At 63.4% G+C, this 18937-nt stretch carries 15 protein-coding genes; 7 read left to right on the top strand and 8 right to left on the bottom strand.

What is annotated here, in order from left to right:
• Positions 1–520: 520 nt before the first annotated feature.
• Together AC5Y5C_RS09390 and AC5Y5C_RS09385 are read right to left on the bottom strand one after the other, a co-directional pair.
• A complete protein-coding gene (locus tag AC5Y5C_RS09390; RefSeq protein WP_499971200.1) occupies positions 521–3475 on the bottom strand; it encodes an MMPL/RND family transporter in 2955 nt (984 codons plus the stop codon).
• On the bottom strand, positions 3472–3894 hold the full coding sequence (locus AC5Y5C_RS09385; protein WP_499971198.1) for an MmpS family transport accessory protein: 423 nt from the start codon (positions 3892–3894) through the stop codon (positions 3472–3474). The genes AC5Y5C_RS09390 and AC5Y5C_RS09385 overlap by 4 nt, the downstream gene beginning before the upstream one ends.
• Positions 3895–4232: 338 nt before the next feature.
• Between AC5Y5C_RS09385 and AC5Y5C_RS09380 the strand changes: the two genes are divergently transcribed.
• On the top strand, positions 4233–4898 hold the full coding sequence (locus tag AC5Y5C_RS09380; protein WP_499971196.1) for a TetR/AcrR family transcriptional regulator: 666 nt from the start codon (positions 4233–4235) through the stop codon (positions 4896–4898).
• Positions 4899–4900: 2 nt separating this feature from the next.
• On the opposite strand, the gene coaE is transcribed toward AC5Y5C_RS09380, so the two are convergent.
• The 3 genes from coaE to rpsA form a co-directional block, all read right to left on the bottom strand.
• Complete coding sequence (coaE, locus tag AC5Y5C_RS09375; protein WP_499971194.1) at positions 4901–6097, bottom strand: dephospho-CoA kinase; 1197 nt, start codon at positions 6095–6097, stop codon at positions 4901–4903.
• Positions 6098–6117: 20 nt separating this feature from the next.
• Positions 6118–6639 carry an rRNA adenine N-6-methyltransferase family protein gene (locus AC5Y5C_RS09370; protein WP_499971193.1) on the bottom strand — a complete coding sequence of 174 codons (522 nt, stop codon included), beginning with the start codon at positions 6637–6639 and terminating at the stop codon, positions 6118–6120.
• A 120-nt stretch (positions 6640–6759) separates the two neighbouring features.
• Positions 6760–8211 (bottom strand): 30S ribosomal protein S1, encoded by a 1452-nt coding sequence (gene rpsA, locus AC5Y5C_RS09365; protein ID WP_499971191.1) that lies wholly within the window; start codon positions 8209–8211, stop codon positions 6760–6762.
• A 208-nt stretch (positions 8212–8419) separates the two neighbouring features.
• Between rpsA and AC5Y5C_RS09360 the strand changes: the two genes are divergently transcribed.
• The 3 genes from AC5Y5C_RS09360 (at position 8420) to AC5Y5C_RS09350 (ending at position 12752) form a co-directional block, all read left to right on the top strand.
• Positions 8420–9583 carry a PrsW family intramembrane metalloprotease gene (locus AC5Y5C_RS09360; RefSeq protein ID WP_499971189.1) on the top strand — a complete coding sequence of 388 codons (1164 nt, stop codon included), beginning with the start codon at positions 8420–8422 and terminating at the stop codon, positions 9581–9583.
• 43 nt (positions 9584–9626) lie between these two features.
• Positions 9627–11108, top strand: coding sequence for a flavin-containing monooxygenase (locus AC5Y5C_RS09355; protein ID WP_499971187.1), 1482 nt, complete (start codon positions 9627–9629; stop codon positions 11106–11108).
• Positions 11109–11477: 369 nt separating this feature from the next.
• Complete coding sequence (locus AC5Y5C_RS09350) at positions 11478–12752, top strand: HNH endonuclease signature motif containing protein (protein WP_499971185.1); 1275 nt, start codon at positions 11478–11480, stop codon at positions 12750–12752.
• Between the two features lie 55 nt (positions 12753–12807).
• Here the strand turns inward: AC5Y5C_RS09350 and polA are convergent, their stop codons facing one another.
• From polA to AC5Y5C_RS09335, 3 genes are read right to left on the bottom strand one after another with little or no spacing between them, the layout of a single operon-like run.
• On the bottom strand, positions 12808–15516 hold the full coding sequence (gene polA / locus AC5Y5C_RS09345) for a DNA polymerase I (protein ID WP_499971183.1): 2709 nt from the start codon (positions 15514–15516) through the stop codon (positions 12808–12810).
• Positions 15517–15563: 47 nt separating this feature from the next.
• On the bottom strand, positions 15564–15947 hold the full coding sequence (locus AC5Y5C_RS09340; RefSeq protein ID WP_499971181.1) for a VOC family protein: 384 nt from the start codon (positions 15945–15947) through the stop codon (positions 15564–15566).
• Between the two features lie 10 nt (positions 15948–15957).
• The gene (locus tag AC5Y5C_RS09335) at positions 15958–16326 is read right to left on the bottom strand and encodes a winged helix-turn-helix transcriptional regulator (RefSeq protein WP_499971836.1); all 369 of its coding nucleotides are present in this window, start codon (positions 16324–16326) and stop codon (positions 15958–15960) included.
• A gap of 173 nt (positions 16327–16499) precedes the next feature.
• On the opposite strand from AC5Y5C_RS09335, the gene AC5Y5C_RS09330 reads away from it, so the two are divergent.
• The 3 genes from AC5Y5C_RS09330 to AC5Y5C_RS09320 all read left to right on the top strand — a co-directional run bounded on the left by AC5Y5C_RS09330 (position 16500) and on the right by AC5Y5C_RS09320 (position 18922).
• Entirely contained in the window at positions 16500–17210 is a 711-nt protein-coding gene (locus AC5Y5C_RS09330; protein WP_499971179.1) for an SDR family NAD(P)-dependent oxidoreductase, read from the top strand.
• A gap of 69 nt (positions 17211–17279) precedes the next feature.
• Positions 17280–17720, top strand: coding sequence for a Zn-ribbon domain-containing OB-fold protein (locus AC5Y5C_RS09325; protein ID WP_499971177.1), 441 nt, complete (start codon positions 17280–17282; stop codon positions 17718–17720).
• Entirely contained in the window at positions 17717–18922 is a 1206-nt protein-coding gene (locus AC5Y5C_RS09320; protein ID WP_499971176.1) for a lipid-transfer protein, read from the top strand. Before AC5Y5C_RS09325 ends, AC5Y5C_RS09320 begins: the two co-directional genes overlap by 4 nt.
• Positions 18923–18937: the final 15 nt, after the last annotated feature.

The following is an 18937-nucleotide window of genomic DNA, read 5'->3' as shown; positions in this document are numbered from 1 at the left end:
TAGTTAGCTACAAGCGGATGTCAACAACCGGTGACACGGATCTATTCCCCGCTTCTTTTCGTCGATGTTACGAAAGCGCCAGCTCGCACATTCACATCGGTGACTGACCTGAGAATCGCACCAGCTGATAGACCTAGCCAGTGTTTGCCATCGCTATCATTGCGCGGACCGCCCGGCGCGGGCTCGCGTGCCCTAAACGAACACACGCCCCGCTCGTGTCGCGACGGGTCAACGTGATCAATACTCACCGGATCGGGCGGGCGTGTCCTTCGCCACACTGTGAGACATTTGTCCACTAGCAACGCGGTGCGCGCCGCCACGAGCCATCGACAGCAGCGAATACAGCAAATAAATTTGGCGCCTCGTAGGCCGCCCGGCGCCCCACGGCGATAATTCGGGAGATCAGACCATTCACCAGCGCGAGTTACCGCGCCCCGACACCAACTCTGGTGACACACCTGTCCATGCGCGACACGTGCCTCACCGCAGGCAATGCACCGGCTAGCGAACGACCGTGCGGTTAGACCGAGGGCCTCGGGAATTCGGTCGTCACCGGGTCATCCTCGTGTCCCGAACCGACCGGTGCCGGTTGCGGAGGTGGCGGCGCGGCCGCTGGTGACTGAGGCGTCCTCGGGGGTGGCAACGGCCGGGTGCGCACGTTCAGCGGCCACCAGAACCAACGGCCCAGGATGGTCGCGATGGCGGGGGTCATGAAGGAGCGCACGATGAGGGTGTCGAACAACAGGCCCAGCGCGATCGTCGTGCCGACCTGCCCGATGATGCGCAGGTCGCTGACCACCATCACGGCCATCGTGAAGGCGAACACCAGGCCGGCGGAGGTCACCACACTGCCGGTACCGCCCATCGAGCGGATGATGCCGGTTTTCAGCCCGCCAGGTAGCTCTTCCTTGAGCCGGGAGACCAATAGCAGGTTGTAGTCGGAGCCCACCGCGAGCAGGACGATGATGGCCATCTGCATGACGAGCCAGTGCAATTCGATGCCGAGTATGTACTGCCAGATGATGACCGACAAACCGAATGACGCGCCGAGCGACAACGCGACCGTGCCCACGATCACCAGCGAGGCCACGAAACTTCGCGTGATGAGCAGCATGATGAGGAAGATCAGGCACAGCGCGGAGATGCCGGCGATCATCAGGTCGTATCGGGCGCCGTCGGCCATGTCTTTGAACACGGCTGCAGTGCCACCCAGCTCGATCTTGGCGTCCTCCAGGGGCGTGCCCTTGACCGCCTCGATCGCGGCCTGCTTGATGGGCTCGACGTGCGCAAGGCCTTCGGGCGTAGCGGGATCGCCACGATGCGAGATGATCATCCGGACCGCCTTGCCGTCCGGCGACAGGAAGGATTTCAGGCCGCGCTTGAAATCTGCGTTATCGAAGATCTCGGGCGGCAGATAGAACGAGTCGTCGTTCTTGGCGGCATCGAACGCCTTACCCATGGCGGTCGAGTTCTGGCTCATCTCGTCCATTTGGTTGTAGAAGCCGGACATGGTGCTGTGCTGCGTCAGCATCATCTTCTGCATGTCTTCCATGATCGGGACCATCGCCGACATGTCCGAGACCATCTTGGGCATCAGCTGGTCCATGCGCTCCATGTTGACCACCATGCCGTCCATGGTTTCCGTCATTTCATCGATCTTGTCGAGGGTGTCGAAGATCGAGCGCATGGCCCAGCACATGGGGATGTCGAAGCAGTGCTTCTCCCAGTACAGGTAGTTGCGTATCGGACGGAACCAGTCGTCGAAGTTCGAGATGCTGTCCCGCATCTCATGGATGGTGCCCTGCAGGGTGTGCATATCGCCGACGAGCGAGTGCGTGATGCCCGCCATCGTGGTCATGTTGGCCAGGGTCCGCTTCATGATGACGACGTTTTCGCCCATCTTGTCGGCCTGAACCTTCATATCGGCCATGCGGTCCTTCATCAGCTTCATGTTCTGCAGCTGGCCCACACTCTGCATGCTGATGAGAAACGGGATGGAGCTGTGCTCGATCGGCGTGCCCTGCGGCCGCGTAATGGCTTGCACACGAGCGATTCCGGGAACCCGGAACACGGCCTTGGCGACCTTGTCGATCACCAGGAAGTCCGCCGAGTTCCGCATATCGTGATCGGCCTCGATGAGAAGCATTTCCGGATTCATCCGCGCCTGTGAGAAGTGCCGGTCCGCGGCCTGGAAGCCGGCGTTGGCGGGGATCTCCTTGGGGATGTACTTCTTGTCGTCGTAGCTGGTCCGATATCCGGGCAGTGCCGCCAGACCGATGATGGCGATCGACAGTGCGGCCGCGAGGACCGGTCCGGGCCAGCGCACGATCGTGGTCCCGATCTTGCGCCAGGCGCGAATTCTCATGGCGCGCTTGGGCTCGAACAATCCGAAACGGCTGCCGATGGTGATCAGCGCCGGCCCCAGAGTGAGGGACACCAGCACACCCACGAGCAGGCCGACGGAGCATGGCACACCCAGTGTCTGGAAGTACGGCATACGCGTGAAGCTCAAGCAGTACATGGCGCCGGCGATGGTCATACCCGAGCCCAGGATGACGTGTGCCGTGCCATGGAACATCTCGTAGTACGCGGACTCTTTATCGGAACCCATCGCCCGGGCTTCCTGATATCGCCCGATCAAGAAGATGGCGTAGTCGGTTCCGGCCGCGATGGAGAGCATCACGAGCAAGTTGACCGCGAAGGTAGACAGCCCGATGATCTCGGTATTGCCAAGGAAGGCGATGACTCCCCGTGCCGCGGAAAGCTGGATGCCCACCAGCATGAAGACCATGATCACGGTGAAGATCGACCGGTAGAAGAACAGCAGCATCACCACGATCACCAGGAAGGTGAGCCCCGTGATGAGCTTGAGACTGCCGTCACCGGCGTGGTTCATATCGGTCTGCAAGGCGCCGGGGCCGGTGACGTACACCGTGAGCCCGTCGGGAAGCTTGGCGCCGTCCTTTGTCCAGTCCCCTTCGAGCTGTTGGACGATCTTGCGCGCGGCCTCGGTGGACTCGTTGGACAGAGTCTCGCCCATGTTGCCGGCGAGGTTCACCTGGACATAGGTGGCCTTGCCGTCGGTGCTTTGCGCACCGGCCTCGGTGAGCGGATCACCCCAGAAGTCCTGAACGTGCTGAACGTGTTTGGTGTCGGCGCGCAGTCGCGTCACCATCTCGTCGTAAAACTTGTGCGAGCCCGGGCCGAGTCGTTCCTGCCCTTCGAGCACCACCATGACGACGCTGTCGGAGTCGGACTCCTTGAACATCTTGCCCATGTTCTTCATCGCCTGCATCGCCGGCGCGCTCTGCGGGCTGAGTGAGACGGTGTGCTCCTTGCCGACCTGCTCCAACTGTGGAACAAACGTGTTCAAGGCAAAGACGATGGCCAGCCAGCCGATGACGATGGGTATCGCCAGGCGCCGAATCCATTTGGCGATGAAGGTTGGTTCGCCTGCGCCGTGTGCCCCGCTCATGCGGACTTCACAAAGCAGTAGACGTAGGCGCTCACCTCGTTGGTATACCTTTCATCTTTTTTCTCGCCATTGGCCGTGATGCGGCACCCCAGTTCATCGGCATTGCGGGTTTGGGCCAGGATGTTTCCCGTCATCGACGGTGCCGTCGTAACGATCTCAATCGACCACGGTAGGACCGCACCGTTGATCTGATGCGGTTCGCCCTCTTTGTCGATGTAGTTGATGTCCGCGATGGTTCCGGGCGGGCCGTAGATGTCGTAGACCACGTGCTTGGGCTTGGAGTTGTTTTTGTCGTCGGTCATGCTGCCGGCGTAGGTGGGCAGCTGATGAGAGCCGAAGATGCCGCGAATCCGCCATACCGCGAAGCCTGCGATGGCGAGGACGAGCACCATCACCACCGGGATCCAAGCCCGCTTCAATGCGCTGAGAATCGTAAAACCCCTTCACCCGTTGGCGTTTCGCAAGGCGACGCCACCTACTGGCCCGAACCTGGCTCAACTACTGATCGGATATCCACACCCGTCCACCCCTATTGCCAAGGGCGGCGCAGCAATCGCCGCGTGATGATTGCTTCGAGCCTGCGATGTCCGGGTGCGTGCACCCGTACGTTTCCCGAAGTAAACCATGCCTAAGTGCGGAACAGTCGACTCCCTTCCAGCGCGTTCATCAGGATCTTTAACGCATATCACGTGCGTAACGCACGCTACCGGGTGGTTCGCAACGTCGCAAATCACACGCCGTGCGTTATCCTCGGCACGTGGCGCAACTGACATTTCAGCGCGCCCGTACCGACGAAAAGAAGCGTCAGCGGGCGGCGGCGATCGTGGAAGCCGCACGGTCCCTCGCCGTGGAATCCGGTGTCACCTCGGTGACGCTGACCGCCGTCGCCAATCGCGCCGGGGTCCACTACTCCGCGGTTCGGCGCTACTTCAGCTCGCACAAGGAAGTGCTGTTGCACCTGGCCGCAGAGGGTTGGACCCGCTGGTCGGACACGGTGTGCGCTGCGCTGGCCAAGCCCGGCCCCGGCTCCCCCGCCCGTGTGGCGGAGGCGCTCGTGGAGGGGCTCGTCGGTGACCCACTGTTTTGTGATCTCCTGGCGAACCAGCATCTTCATCTCGAACACGAGGTCGATGTCGAGCGCGTTGCTGAGGTCAAGCAGATCAGCAACGCCGCGGTGATGGCGATCGCCGAATCGATCGAACAAACGCTGCCCGAGATCGGGCGTAAGGGTTCACTGGACATCTTGGTCGCAGCATTCTCGCTGGCCGCCATGCTGTGGCAGGTCGCACACCCGCCCGAGGGACTTGACCATGACTATCAGAACGAACCGGGTGTCCCGCCGGACTGGAGTCTGGACTTCGAGCCCGCGCTGACGAGGCTATTGACGGCAACCTGTGTCGGTATCGTCGCGGGGCCGCACTGAATTCAGCTCGTCGCGGGCGTCCAGCCGGCCTCATCGGCCCACGCCAGCGCACGCGGATATGCCTGTGCGAACCAGGGCTCCTTGGCCTCCACATAGGCGGCCGTATCTTGCGGGTTCTTCTCCGCCATCTGCTCCGCGCGGCGTTTGACCTCCAGATATTCCGCCCGTACCCGCGGATCGGCGCACAGCCAATCCCGGAAGATCAACGCGTAACGCTGACCAGGCCAACCATCGACTCGCAGGTGGACATGCGCGAGCCGGCCTGGATCGGCGGATGCGTGAAAACGCTTGCCCCAGAGCGCCGTATCGCCCCCGTGTGGGTTGTCCCCCGTAATCCTGTCCAGCCGGGGCAGCCCGATATCGGCCAGTGGGTCTGCAAGAGCATCCGCTATCTCGAGGGATTCAACCGTCACCTGGATATCGATGACGTCCTTGGCGTCCAACCCAGGCACTGCGGTGGAGCCGATATGGTCGATGCGCAATGCCTTCGGTCCGCAGGCCACCGACAAGCGATTGACGATGCGTTGCGCCTGTGCAGGCCAGGTGGGATCGGCGGGGACCAGCACCGGATTGGCGCGCACCCGCTGGCGGGTCCTCAGGTTGGCCTCGTACGGCAGTAGTCGGACGGTCCAAAGATCCCGGACCGTCTGTGCGAGTACTTCGCTGTCGCCCGAGTTATCCAGCCACACATCGGCGATTGCGCGGCGTTGTTCATCGCTGGCCTGCGCGGCGACACGTGCACGGGCGTCCTGTTCGTCCATGCCCCGATGTGTGATGAGTCGTGCCACACGCGTCTCGATTTCGGCGTGGACAACTACCACCAGGTGATAGAAGGGCGCCAACGAGTTCTCGGTGAGCAACGGAATGTCTTCCACCACAATGGCATCCGCGCCCGCCGAGGCCATCAGTTCTGCTCGGCGGGCTCCGACCAACGGATGCACTATCCCATTGAGAGTGGCGCGGTGTGTGTCATCCTGGAATGCGATGGCAGCCAACGCAGGGCGATCCAGCGCGCCGTCGGGCCGCAGGATCGAGGCACCGAAGGCTGCCACCAGTGCTGTCAGGCCGGGAGTTCCCGGTTCGACCACCTCCCGCGCGATGACATCGCTGTCCACGATGAACGCACCGCACTCCGCGAGTGTCCGTGACACCGTGGACTTTCCCGCGCCGATTCCTCCGGTCAGGCCAATCCGCAACATGTCGGCAGTCTGTCACAGGCTCAGCGCCGTCTGATCACCAGCACCGACGAGTCGATACGGGGTGGCGGGCGGAAAGCGCTTCGCGGCAATGTGATTCCCGCCTGGAATGTCCAGTGGCGGGAGCGCGAGCGCGCCACGTGCTTGCTGACTGTGCCGCGTTGCAGCACCAGATCGGCCGCCGTCAGCCGCGATCCCGGTCTCAGCATGCTTCGCACAAGTGCACTGCTGATCCCATAGGGAGGGCTCGACACCACCCGGAACGGACGATGCGGCCAGTGGAAGGACAGGGCGTCGACCTCGGCGACACGTACATCGTCGTCCACGAAGCGGGTCCGCAGGCGCTCCGCGCGCCCGGGATGCAGTTCGACCGCAATCACTCGCGCACCCGCGGCGACCAGATGCGCGGTGAGCGCGCCACACCCGGCGCCGATGTCGATAACGAATTCACCTGGGCGAACACCCGCTTCCGCGACCACATGCGCGGCCCAGTCGTCAGTGAGCGGGTGCCAGCCCCACTGTCGCCGCGACCGTTGCCCGGACACGGCGCGACACCATCATGAATAGGCTCATGTTCTTCAAGATATCGGGCTGCGCAACCGATTTTCGTACATACGAAAGGGGCCCCGGTGGATAACCGGGGCCCCTTCGTTCAGAACACCTACTTAGGCGTTGCCTGCCAGCTTCTCGCGCAGCGCGGCGAGCTGCTCGTCGTTGGCGAGCGAGCCACCCTGCGAACCCGAATCATCGGATCGGGACGAGCTGGAGGAACCGTTCGCCACGGCTGCGGCCTCCGCTTCGGCGGCGGCGGCGGACTTCTCCATCTGAATGGTGTGCATCTTGTGGCGACGCTCGGCCTCGGCGTACCGGGCCTCCCACTCTTCACGCTGCTTGTCGAAGCCCTCGAGCCACTCGTTCGTCTCGGAGTCGAAGCCCTCCGGGAAGATGTAGTTGCCGGCCTCGTCGTAGCTGTCGGCCATGCCGTACTTCGAGGGGTCGAATTCCTCGGTGTAGTCCTCGTTTGCCTGCTTGAGGCTCAGCGAGATGCGGCGACGCTCCAGGTCGATGTCGATGACCTTGACCATTGCGTCGTCACCGACACCCACGACCTGATCCGGCACCTCGACGTGGCGCTCGGACAGCTCGGAGATGTGCACCAGGCCCTCGATGCCCTCCTCGACACGGACAAACGCACCGAACGGCACCAGCTTGGTGACCTTGCCGGGCACGATCTGGCCGATGGCGTGGGTACGAGCGAAGTGACGCCACGGGTCTTCCTGGGTTGCCTTGAGCGACAAAGAAACCCGCTCACGGTCCATGTCGACGTCGAGAACCTCGACGGTGACCTCGTCGCCCACCTGAACCACCTCGGACGGATGGTCGATGTGCTTCCAGGACAGCTCGGACACGTGAACCAGGCCGTCAACCCCTCCGAGATCGACGAACGCGCCGAAGTTGACGATCGAGGACACGACACCCTTGCGGATGGCGCCCTTGGTGAGCTGGTTCAAGAACTCGCTGCGCACCTCGGACTGGGTCTGCTCCAGCCAGGCGCGGCGGCTCAGCACCACATTGTTGCGGTTGCGGTCGAGCTCGATGATCTTGGCCTCGATCTCCTTGCCGATGTACGGCTGGAGATCGCGGACACGACGCATCTCAACCAGCGATGCGGGCAGGAACCCGCGCAGGCCGATGTCGAGGATCAGGCCGCCCTTGACGACCTCGATGACGGTGCCCTTGACGGCCTCGTCCTTCTCCTTGAGCTCCTCGATCGTGCCCCAAGCCCGCTCGTACTGAGCGCGCTTCTTGGACAGGATCAGGCGGCCTTCCTTGTCCTCCTTGGTGAGGACAAGGGCCTCGACCTCGTCGCCCACGGAAACGACCTCGTTGGGGTCGACATCGTGCTTAATCGACAGTTCGCGGGACGGGATGACACCTTCGGTCTTGTAACCGATGTCAAGAAGAACTTCGTCGCGGTCAACCTTGACGATGGTCCCTTCGACGATGTCGCCATCGTTGAAGTACTTGATCGTCTTGTCGATAGCGGCGAGAAAATCCTCGGCCGAGCCGATGTCGTTGACGGCTACTTGCGGCGAGGTGACGGTGGGACTTGGCATGTGTTGGGTTGCTCCGGACAGGTTGTGTAGTAGGGACAGTTCTGCCGCAGCTAGCTTCAGCTGCGGGCGTGCTTCGACCTCCGCACGTGCGGCAGAGATGCCGTCCACCTTACTTGACTGCCCTCCACCAGGACAAACCCGGTCCACTCCCGTACCGCACGCGCACGGCGGTTACCGCACCCACACGTGAGCTCGCAGCTACTCTTCGGTGGTGTCCTACGCGCCCCCGCCCGCACCCCTGCCACCTCTGCCCGGATTTCCCCAGCGGATCAAGAAAGTGGGGGCGCCTATCGGCGTCATTATCGCGCTTGCGCTGGTAACGGGACTAATCCTGACTGGACTGCTTGTCTCCAATCCGGTGGGCGCGATGATCGGACTGATCCTGTCGAGCATCGCGATCGGGGTTGTCGTCCTCTGCTATCTATGGCTGGACAGGTGGGAGCCGGAGCCCTCAAGGCTCCTTGTACTGGCCTTTGTCTGGGGTGCGTCGCTGGCTGTCGTCGTCTCGATAGTCCTCGAATTGGCCTTCGGCTCTGTTTTCGACCCCAACGGCGGCACTACCTTCGGGGCGGTCGCCATTCGGGCACCCTTCATCGAAGAGGCGGCCAAGGGCGCCTTTCTGCTACTGATGCTGACGGGCCGCCGTCGTCACGAGCTGAACTCGCTCACCGATTGCCTTGTGTACGCGGGCATCACCGCCGCCGGGTTCGCGTGGCTGGAAGACATCGCCTACATCGGCAGCGGCAACACCGTCGGCGAGTCGGTGCTGACCGCGATCCTGCGGCTGGGTTTGGGCCCCTTCGCTCACTCGTTGTTCACCACCATGACCGGAATCGGCGTCTATTACTCGATGCGGCAACGCAACGTCGTCGCGAAATTTCTCTGCATTGCGGTCGGTTACCTCGCGGCCGTCCTCATGCACGGCCTCTGGAACGGCTCGTCGTTCCTCGGATTCGAGGGTTACGTCGCCGTATACGTGCTGTGGATGGTCCCGATCTTTGTGCTGATGATCGTGGTCGGAGTGCGCAGCCGACGTAAGGAACAGCATGTAGTCGCGGAGAAGCTGCCCGGGATGGTGGCGGCAGGATTGGTGACCCCCAACGAGGCCACCTGGCTGGGCTCGATCAAGGACCGCAAGCACGCCATCGCGGAGGCCAAACGAATCGGCGGGGCGCCGAGCGGCACCGCGGCGAAGAACTTCGCGGCCCAGGTGGTGGAACTGGCATTCGTACGCGATCGCATCGAACGAGGCTCCCGCGACCCGCGAGATGTCGTTATGCAGACCGAGGAGGCGTACGCGGTCATGGCCGCTCGGACCGCCGCTCCGGTCTTACAGGCACTCTCGGGTTATCGCGCTCCCGTCACGGGGTAGCGTTATCACTGGTGTTGTCTAGTCAAAGGCGATCAGGAGCATCATGGCCGACATCTCGGAGCACGACCTGCTTGACGTTCTCATCGTGGGCGCCGGAATATCCGGCGTCAACGCCGCCGTCAGATTGAGCGCGGCGGGCCGCAGTTTTCATATCGTTGAGCGTCGCGAACGTATCGGCGGAACCTGGGACCTGTTCCGGTACCCGGGGATTCGCTCCGATAGTGACATCTACACACTCAGCTTCGGATACCACCCGTGGCACGAACGCAACACGATCGCCGACGGTGCCGACATCCGCGATTACCTCGAGAACGCCGCCCGCGATTACGGCGTCGACAGCCACATCACCTTCTCCGCCAAGGTGACTGGAGCTGACTTCGGCACCGATACCGATACGTGGTCGGTGCGCGTGGACACTCCTACGGGCCCGACGACCTACCGTGCCCGATTCCTCTATCTATGCACCGGCTACTACAACTACGACGACGGCTACACCCCGCCGTTCCCAGGCATCTCCGATTTCTCCGGACAACTGATCCATCCCCAGCATTGGCCGGAGGATCTGGACTGCTCCGGCAAGGAGGTGACGGTCATCGGCAGCGGCGCGACGGCAGTCACGCTGGTTCCCTCATTGGCGCGTGCCGGCGCGAAGGTCAGCATGTTGCAGCGCTCTCCCAGCTACGTCTACCCGATCGATCGAGCTGATCGGGTCGTCGGCATGGTTCGGAAAGTGCTTCCGCCCAAACTTGTTCAGCATTTCGCGCGGATCTGGCTGGGCGGGTTCAGCTGGGTCATGTACCACGTCTGCCGCAGGGCGCCAGGATTCGCGAAATGGTTCATTAGGCGACGGATTTCCAAGCGGCTACCCGCCGATTATCCGGTCGACGTTCACTTCAAGCCGCGGTACAACCCATGGGATCAACGGGTATGCGCCGACACCGATGGGGATCTTTTCGAGGCCATCAGCGCCGGCGGTGTCCGCATGGTCACCGACACCATCGACTCCTTCACGCCGTCGGGCATCCGGCTGGGGTCGGGGGAAGAACTGCGCGCCGACGTCATCATCACCGCGACGGGCCTCAACCTCCAGATATTCGGCGGTATCGCGCTGAGCGTGGACGGCTCCCCCATCGATTCCCCGAATCGGTTCATCTACAAGGGATATCTGATCGAGGGCGTGCCGAACGCCGCATGGAGCGTGGGCTACACCAATGCGTCGTGGACGCTGCGTGCCGATCTGAGTGCACGGGCGGTCGTGCGACTTCTCGACTATATGGATCGCCTCGGTTACACCCACGCGTATCCGGACCGGCACGGTGAAGACCTCGAAGCCCGGCCGTTCTTCAATCTGTCATCCGGCTACGTCAGTCGCGGCGAGGACCATATGCCACGTTCTGGAGTGAAGGGCCCGTGGGCGATCCGGCACAACTATGTACTGGATCTTCTTGCTTTCCACCGTGATCGAATGGATGAGAACATGCGATTCGGTACTGCGAAAGCGAAGGCCGTAACCTCGGCCGCCTAGCTGCTGGGCCCGATCTCCGCATCATCCCGGCCAGGATCCGCTTCTCGTTGTCGTGGATCGCCTTCTGCACTGCGGTAACGGTTTTGCGGCCGCTGGCGGTCAAGGACAACAGATTGCTGCGCCGGCCGCGGGGATCGGGCTGACGGTTGATCATCTTCCGGTCTGCAGGCCAGCGAGGTGCAACGACTGATTGGACTCGGCGCGGCCGCGTCGAGTGGCCGCCTCCAGCGGGAGCCGATGTCATCGCTCTTGAGGATCCGGAAGGCAACCGATTCGATATCCTACAGCGGAGCTAAAGCACTTGCGCCACAGTGGTTTCTGCTGTCACAAACTCGGTGGTTTGTCGGTGGGTGTGGTTAGTATTCGAACATGCGTTCGATCGGGGTGTTGGAGGCGGCGGTGGATGCCGTGTGCTCTGACGCCTTCGATGAGCTCAACAATCCTGAACTGCTCTCTGTGCTCGCTCGTCTTGAGGTGGCTCAGCGCAGGCTCATGTCCGTCTCGCACAACGGTGTAGCGCAGTTGGTGCGGCACAGCTCCCCGGTGGAGTTGGGTGGCACCTCGCATGCGGACGTTTTGTCGCGGCGGTTGCATATCAGTAGAAGCGCGGCGCGGCGCCGGATCGTCGATGCCGAACAGTTGGCGCCGCGCCAAGCGTTGACCGGTGAAGAGTTGGAGCCGCAGCTGCCGAATGTGGCCGCCGCCCTTCAGAGGGGCGAGGTGGGTGAGGAGCATGTGCGGATCATTCGGCAGTTCTTCGATCGGCTGCCGGTGGTGGTGGATGCCCCGACCCGCCAGGCCGCCGAACAACAGCTGGCCCAGATGGCTGTCCAGTTCCGTCCCGAGGCGCTGCGGGCCGGCGCCGAGCAGATGATGGTCTTGTTGAATCCAGACGGGCAGTTTTCCGAGGTGGATCGGGCACGGCGCCGGGGTGTGACGATCGGGCAGCAAGGATTCGACGGCATGTCGGCTATCAGCGGCCTGTTGGATCCGGAAACCCGCGCCTATCTGGATGCGGTGTTCGCCAAACTCGCCGCACCCGGCGTGTGCAACCCCACCGACCAAACACCACTGGTAGACGGGGAGATATCCCCCGAGACTGCCGAACACGATCACCGCACCTCAGCCCAACGCAACCACGACGCGCTGCGCACCAGCCTGCGCACCACCCTGACCACCGGGCAACTGGGTTCGCACCACGGACTACCGGTCACCGTCGTGATCACCACCACTCTCACAGAACTGCAATCGGGTGCCGGGATCGCGGTCACCGGCGCCGGCACCCGGCTGCCGATGCGCGATCTGATCCGCATGGCCACCCACGCCCACCACTACCTCACCATCTTCAACGACGACGGCCGCCCGCTGTATCTCGGACGTTCTAAACGCATCGCCAGCCCCGAGCAGCGCATCGTCTTGCACGCCAGGGACCGCGGCTGCACCCACCCCGGCTGCACCGTGCCCGGATACCTCTGCCAAGCCCACCACATCACCAACTGGGCGCAAGGCGGCCCCACCAACATCGACAACCTCACCTACGCCTGCGGACCCCACCACCGCCTCCTCAACCACGGCTGGACCACCCGAAAACACACCAACGGCACCACCCAATGGATACCCCCACCACAACTCGTTCGCGCGTAGCGTCCGGGGTATGACGCAGGTTGTGCACACTCCGGACGTACACCGGCGCCGGGATTCAGTGGGCCGCGGCATCCCAGCTGCGGCCATATCCCACCGAAACCTCAAGGGGCACATCGAGCGGATAGGCCGAACCCATGGTTTCGCGTACCAACGCCTCCAGCGCGTCCCGTTCGCCTTCGGCCACTTCGAAGAGCAGCTCATCATGTACTTGAAGGAGCATGCGCGACTTTAATCCTTTGTCTCGCAGTACTTTATCGGTGGCGATCATCGCGACCTTGATGATGTCGGCGGCGCTCCCCTGGATCGGCGCGTTGAGCGCCGCGCGTTCGGCCGCCTCGCGCCGCAGGCGGTCGCCACTGTCCAGATCGGGCAAGTAGCGGCGCCGGCCGAGCACGGTCGAGGTGTATCCATCCTTGCGAGCCTGATCCACCACGGCGTGCAGGTAGTCGCGAACGCCGCCGAACCGCGAGAAGTACTGATCCATCTGCTCTTTGGCCTCGTCATTGGAGATCTTGAGCTGGGTGGCCAGTCCGTAGGCCGACAAACCGTAGGCCAAACCGTAGGACATCGCCTTGACACGACGGCGCAACTCACCGGTGACCTCGTCGATCGGCACCCCGAATGCCCGGGCCGCCACGAACGAGTGCAAGTCCTCACCGGTGTTGAATGCTTCGATAAGACCCTCGTCGGCCGACAGATGCGCCATGATGCGCATCTCGATCTGGCTGTAGTCAACGGTCATCAACTCGGAGTAGCCTCCACCGACCACGAAGCCATCGCGGATCTCACGCCCCGCCTCGGTGCGCACCGGGATGTTCTGCAGATTTGGCTCCGTCGACGACAACCGGCCCGTGGCCGCGATCGTCTGGTTGAAGGTGGTGTGAATACGTCCATCCGCGGCAACGGACTTCAGCAGCCCGTCGACGGTGACCTTCAGTCTGGTGACGTCACGGTGAGTGAGGAGGTGCTCAAGAAACGGGTGCCCCGTCTTGTCGAAGAGCGTTTGCAATGCGTCCGCATCGGTCGTATAGCCCGTCTTGGTCTTCTTGGTCTTCGGCATGCCGAGCTCGTCAAACAACACCACTTGGAGCTGCTTGGGAGAGCCCAGGTTGATCTGCTTCCCGATCACCGCATAGGCGGCGTCGGCGGCCTCCCGGATACCGGTAGCGAATTGGTTCTGCAGGGAGGTCAGGTGGTCGATGTCGACCGCGATGCCGACTGCTTCCAATCCCGCCAGTACCCGCAGGACGGGTAGTTCCATCTCGGTGAGCAATGCCGCCGACTCGATGCGTTCGAGTTCGACGTCGAGCGCATCGGCGAGGTCGATGACGGCACGGGCACGCAGCATCTGGGCCTGGGATTGCTTGGCTCCGGCGGCGCCATCTTCGTCGAGTAGCGAAAGCTGTTGTTCTCCAGTGTCTTCAGCGCGCAGCTCACGGCGCAGGTATCGCAATGAGAGGTCATCGAGCGCGAAGCTGCGCTGCCCGGGGCGCACCAGGTAGGCGGCGAGAGCGGTATCGGAGGTGACGCCGGCGAGTGGCCACCCGCGCCCGGACAGGGCGTGCATGGCCTGCTTGGCCTCATGCAGGGCCTTGGGGCGATCCTCATCGGCGAGCCACTCGGCCAGAGCCGCCTCGTCCCCGGGTGTGACCGTCGTGGTGTCGATGTACGCACCATCTCCGTCGGCGGACGCGATCGCCACGGCCGTGGCATCGCCGTCATAGGGCGTATATGCCCCGACCACCGCGAGGCCGCTACGGCGGCCATCGGCCGTGTGTGCAGTAAGCCAATCGGCGACAGTTCCCGGTTCCAGCGCCTGCCCCACCAGCTGGAATCCCTCGTCTACTTCGGGCTCCACGGCCTCCAGGGTCTCGAACAACCTGTCGCGCAGTACCCGGAATTCGAGGTCATCGAACAGTCGGTGTATCTGGTCGCGGTCCCAGGGCGCCAAGGCGAGCTGCGCAGGCATATACGGAAGCGGCACCGTCCGCACCAGATCGGTGAGCTCGCGGTTCAGGACCACCGAGCTCAGGTTCGCGCGCAGTGAGTCGCCGACCTTTCCGCGTACGGTGTCGGCCTTGTCGATCAGCTCCTGGAGCGATCCGTATTCGAGGATCCACTTGCTGGCGGTCTTCTCGCCGACACCGGGGATCCCCGGCAGGTTGTCACTGGGGTCGCCCCGCAGCGCCGCGAAATCGGGGTACTGGGTGGGTGTCAACCCGTACTTCTCAACCACTGCCTCCGGCGTGAACCGGGTGAGGTCGCTGACACCCTTGCGCGGATACAGCACCGTCACGTCCTCGTTGACGAGTTGCAGTGCGTCGCGATCTCCGGTGACCACGAACACCTTGAAACCCTCGGCCTGCCCCTGGGTGGCCAGGGTGGCGATGATGTCGTCGGCCTCGAACCCTTCCTCGGCGAGCACCGTGATGCCGAGGGCCTGCAGCACTTCCTTCGTGATGTCGATCTGCCCGCGGAACTCGTCGGGCGTGGCCGAACGGGTGGCCTTGTACTCGGGGTACCGCTCGGAGCGGAATGTTTTGCGGGACACGTCGAAGGCGGCCGCCACGTGCGTAGGCGCCTCATCGCGCAGCAGGTTGATCAACATCGAGGTGAACCCGTACACCGCGTTGGTGGTCAGGCCGGACTGTGTCTTGAAGTTCTCGGCCGGAAGCGCATAAAACGCCCGGAACGCCAGCGAGTTACCGTCGAGCAGCAGGAGGGTCGGCTGTTTGGTCGCGGTCTTGGTTACAGGCGCAGTCACAGTCCTACCCTAGGCAACCGGTGCGACAGCGTTTACTACCCCGACGCCTACCCCGATCCGTAGGACCGGGTGATGATTTCCAAGTAGTGACCCGACGGGTCCCGGAAGTACACCCCGCGCCCGCCGTCGTTGTGGTTGATCTCGCCCGGATGTTGTGCCCGCGGATCCGCCCAATGCTCGAGACCGCGATCAGTAATGCGGCCGTAGATTGCGTCAAAGTCGTCCTCGCCGACCAGGAAGGCGTAGTGCTGTGGGGTGATGTCGTCGTTCCCGATGGTCGCGAAGTCGAGATTGCCGCCGTGCTGGAGGGCGACATTGAGAAACGGACCGAATTCCTGCGCGGAGGGCAATCCGAAGATCTCGGTGAAGAAGCGCGCGGACACGTCGCGGTCCCGTGAATGAATGATGGTGTGGTTGAACGCGATACCCATGGAACCCTCGCTACTTCGCCATCGATACGTTGTCAAGGCTGGCGTCGAAGAGTGCCCGGTGGCTGCGAATCACCTCGTGATGGCCGCGTGCCCAGAGAACCAGCGCGGCGGAGATGCTGTGCAGGTCGAGTCCCAACGGCGTCAGTGCGTATTCCACCCGCGGTGGCACCTCGGCGAATGCGGTGCGGGTGACGAGGCCGTCACGGCGCAACAGCATCAGCGTGCGGGTGAGCATGCGCTGCGAAATGCCCGGCACAGCCGCGTGAAGCTCGGTGTATCGGCGGGGGCCATCGTGCAGCGTCGCGATGATCAGCACGCTCCATTTATCGCCGACGCGGTCCAGGACCTCGCGGATGAATTCACCCTCGGCTCGCTCCATGCCGGCGCAAATACTCGGCAAAGCAGGGTGGGCCGAGGTTCTGTCGAGTTCCGTCACTACGCACATCCTTGTTCGCCAGCGCACACGCGTGTGCCTTTTGTATGAGGTCTAAAACTTCTTCATGATGGCGCTACACACATATCAGAAGAAATGATATGACCTGGAGGTTTACGATGGACAGAACCATGCTCGTGCTCGGGGCCGGCACTGGCACCGGTGCAGCGGTGGCTCGGCGGTTTGGCCGTCAAGGTTTCCATGTTGCGGTGGTGGGCCGCCGACGTGCACCGCTCGACGCCTTGGTCGCAGATCTCGCCGCAGAAGGAACAACGGCCACCGCGTTGCCTGCGGATCTCACCGATGAGCTCCGCGTAGCGGAGCTCCTTACGACGGTAACCTCCGCACTGCCGCCGATTGAGGCCATGTACTACGGCCCCTCGTCGCCGGTGGCGTTCACACCTGCCCGCCAACTCACCGTGGCAGAGGCCGACCGCTACTGGGGGCTGCTGGTGCGCCCGTTGATTCACGCGGCGTCCGCGGTACTTCCCGGAATGGTCGAGCGGGGACGTGGGGCGATCTTGGCCACCATTGGCGGTACCGGAGCCAGAGCCATGCCCGATATGAGCGGGCCCGGCCCGGCGGCGGCCGCGGCACGAAATTATCTGCAGGGGCTACATTCTGAAGTGGCACCGCACGGTGTGTACGTCGGGTTGTTGACCATCGGTGCGCTCATTCTCGGTAGCGAGATGGCCGCCGTGACACCCCTCGACGGCCGCGGATTCCCGACGGTCGAATCGGCCGCGCTGGCCGAGCACTTGTGGGAGATGTCGGCCGTTCGGAACACCTTCGAGAATCTCGTGCCGACGGACTCCGCATTCAGGCCATGATCGGCGACAGACGGGACACAAAACTGACACACGTTTCAATTCGCTCATGAGCATGGGTAATCTGACCGGGTGCCTACAGACCAAGCCCCCGCCGTCGACGGCTGGTTCGATACCGACGAATCCGGCCAGCCACACTTGATCGGCGGGAAGTGCACACAGTGCGCCACCATCGTGTTTCCGCCGCGCGCCAACAACTGCCCCAATCCGGCCTGTGACAGCGATGTCCTGGATCAGGTGCCGCTGTCATCTCGTGGCACCGTCTGGAGCTACACCGAGAACCAGTACGCACCGCCGCCCCCGTATCCGGCGTCCGACCCGTACGAGCCGTACGCGATCGCCGCAGTTGAACTGGTAGCCGAGGGCATCATCGTGCTCGGCAAGGTGGTCGCGGGCACTGGCGCTGCAGACCTGAAGGTGGGCCAGACGGTGGAACTCGCACTGGAACCGCTCTACACCGACGACAAGGGCGTGCAGCGTCTGGTCTACGCATGGAAGAAGGTCTCGGCATGAGTCGCACCCCGGATCCCGTCTACATCCTCGGCGCAGGCATGCACCCGTGGGGTAAATGGGGACGTGACTTCACCGAGTACGGCGTCGCCGCGGCCCGTACGGCGTTGCAGGACGCCGCATTAGATTGGCGCCAAATTCAATTCGTCGCCGGAGCGGACACCATTCGCAACGGTTACCCAGGCTTCATCGCCGGCTCTACCTTCGCCCAGAAGCTGGGATGGAACGGCGTGCCGATCAGCTCGACGTATGCCGCCTGCGCCAGCGGCTCGCAGGCCCTGCAGAGTGCCCGCGCGCAGATTCTCGCCGGCTTCTGCGATGTGGCCTTGGTAATCGGGGCCGACACCACGCCGAAGGGCTTCTTCGCACCGGTGGGCGGCGAGCGCAAGGCCGACCCGGATTGGCAGCGTTTCCACCTCATCGGTGCCACCAACCCGGTGTACTTCGCGATGCTCGCGCGGCGCCGGATGGATCTCTACGGCGCGACGGCCGAAGATTTCGCCCAGGTGAAGGTCAAGAACTCCCGACACGGCCTGAACAACCCGAACGCCCGGTTCCGCAAGGAGTCCTCCGTGGAGGACGTGTTGGCCAGCCCCGTCGTGTCGGACCCGTTGCGGCTGCTGGACATCTGCGCGACCAGTGACGGGGCCGCGGCCCTGATCGTGGCCAGCGCCGATTTCGTGAAGAAGCATCTCGGCTCGGTCGAGGGCGTGCCATCGGTGCGCGCGGTCGCCACCATCACCCCCAAGTATCCGCAGCATCTTCCCGAACTCCCGGATATCGCCACCGATTCCACTGCGGTGGTGCCGGCGCCCGAGCGTGTGTTCAAGGATCAGATCGTCGACGCCGCCTACGCCGAAGCCGGTATCGGCCCCGAGGACGTCAGCCTCGCCGAGGTATACGACCTCTCGACGGCCCTGGAACTGGACTGGTACGAGCACCTGGGCCTGTGCCCCAGGGGCGAGGGCGAGCAGCTGTTGCGTAGCGGCGCCACCACGGTCGGCGGACGGATTCCGGTGAATGCCTCCGGCGGCTTGGCCTGCTTCGGTGAGGCCATCCCGGCCCAGGCCATCGCGCAGGTCTGCGAGCTGACCTGGCAGCTGCGCGGGCAGGCCGGTGATCGGCAGGTCGAGGGTGCGCGGGTCGGCATCACCGCCAATCAGGGCCTGTTCGGCAACGGTTCGTCGGTCATCGTCGCGCGCTAGTCGCGCGCCGTGGTG

Source organism: Mycobacterium sp. NGS15 (assembly GCF_059813245.1).
This window is presented reverse-complemented; position numbering and strand designations above follow the sequence as displayed.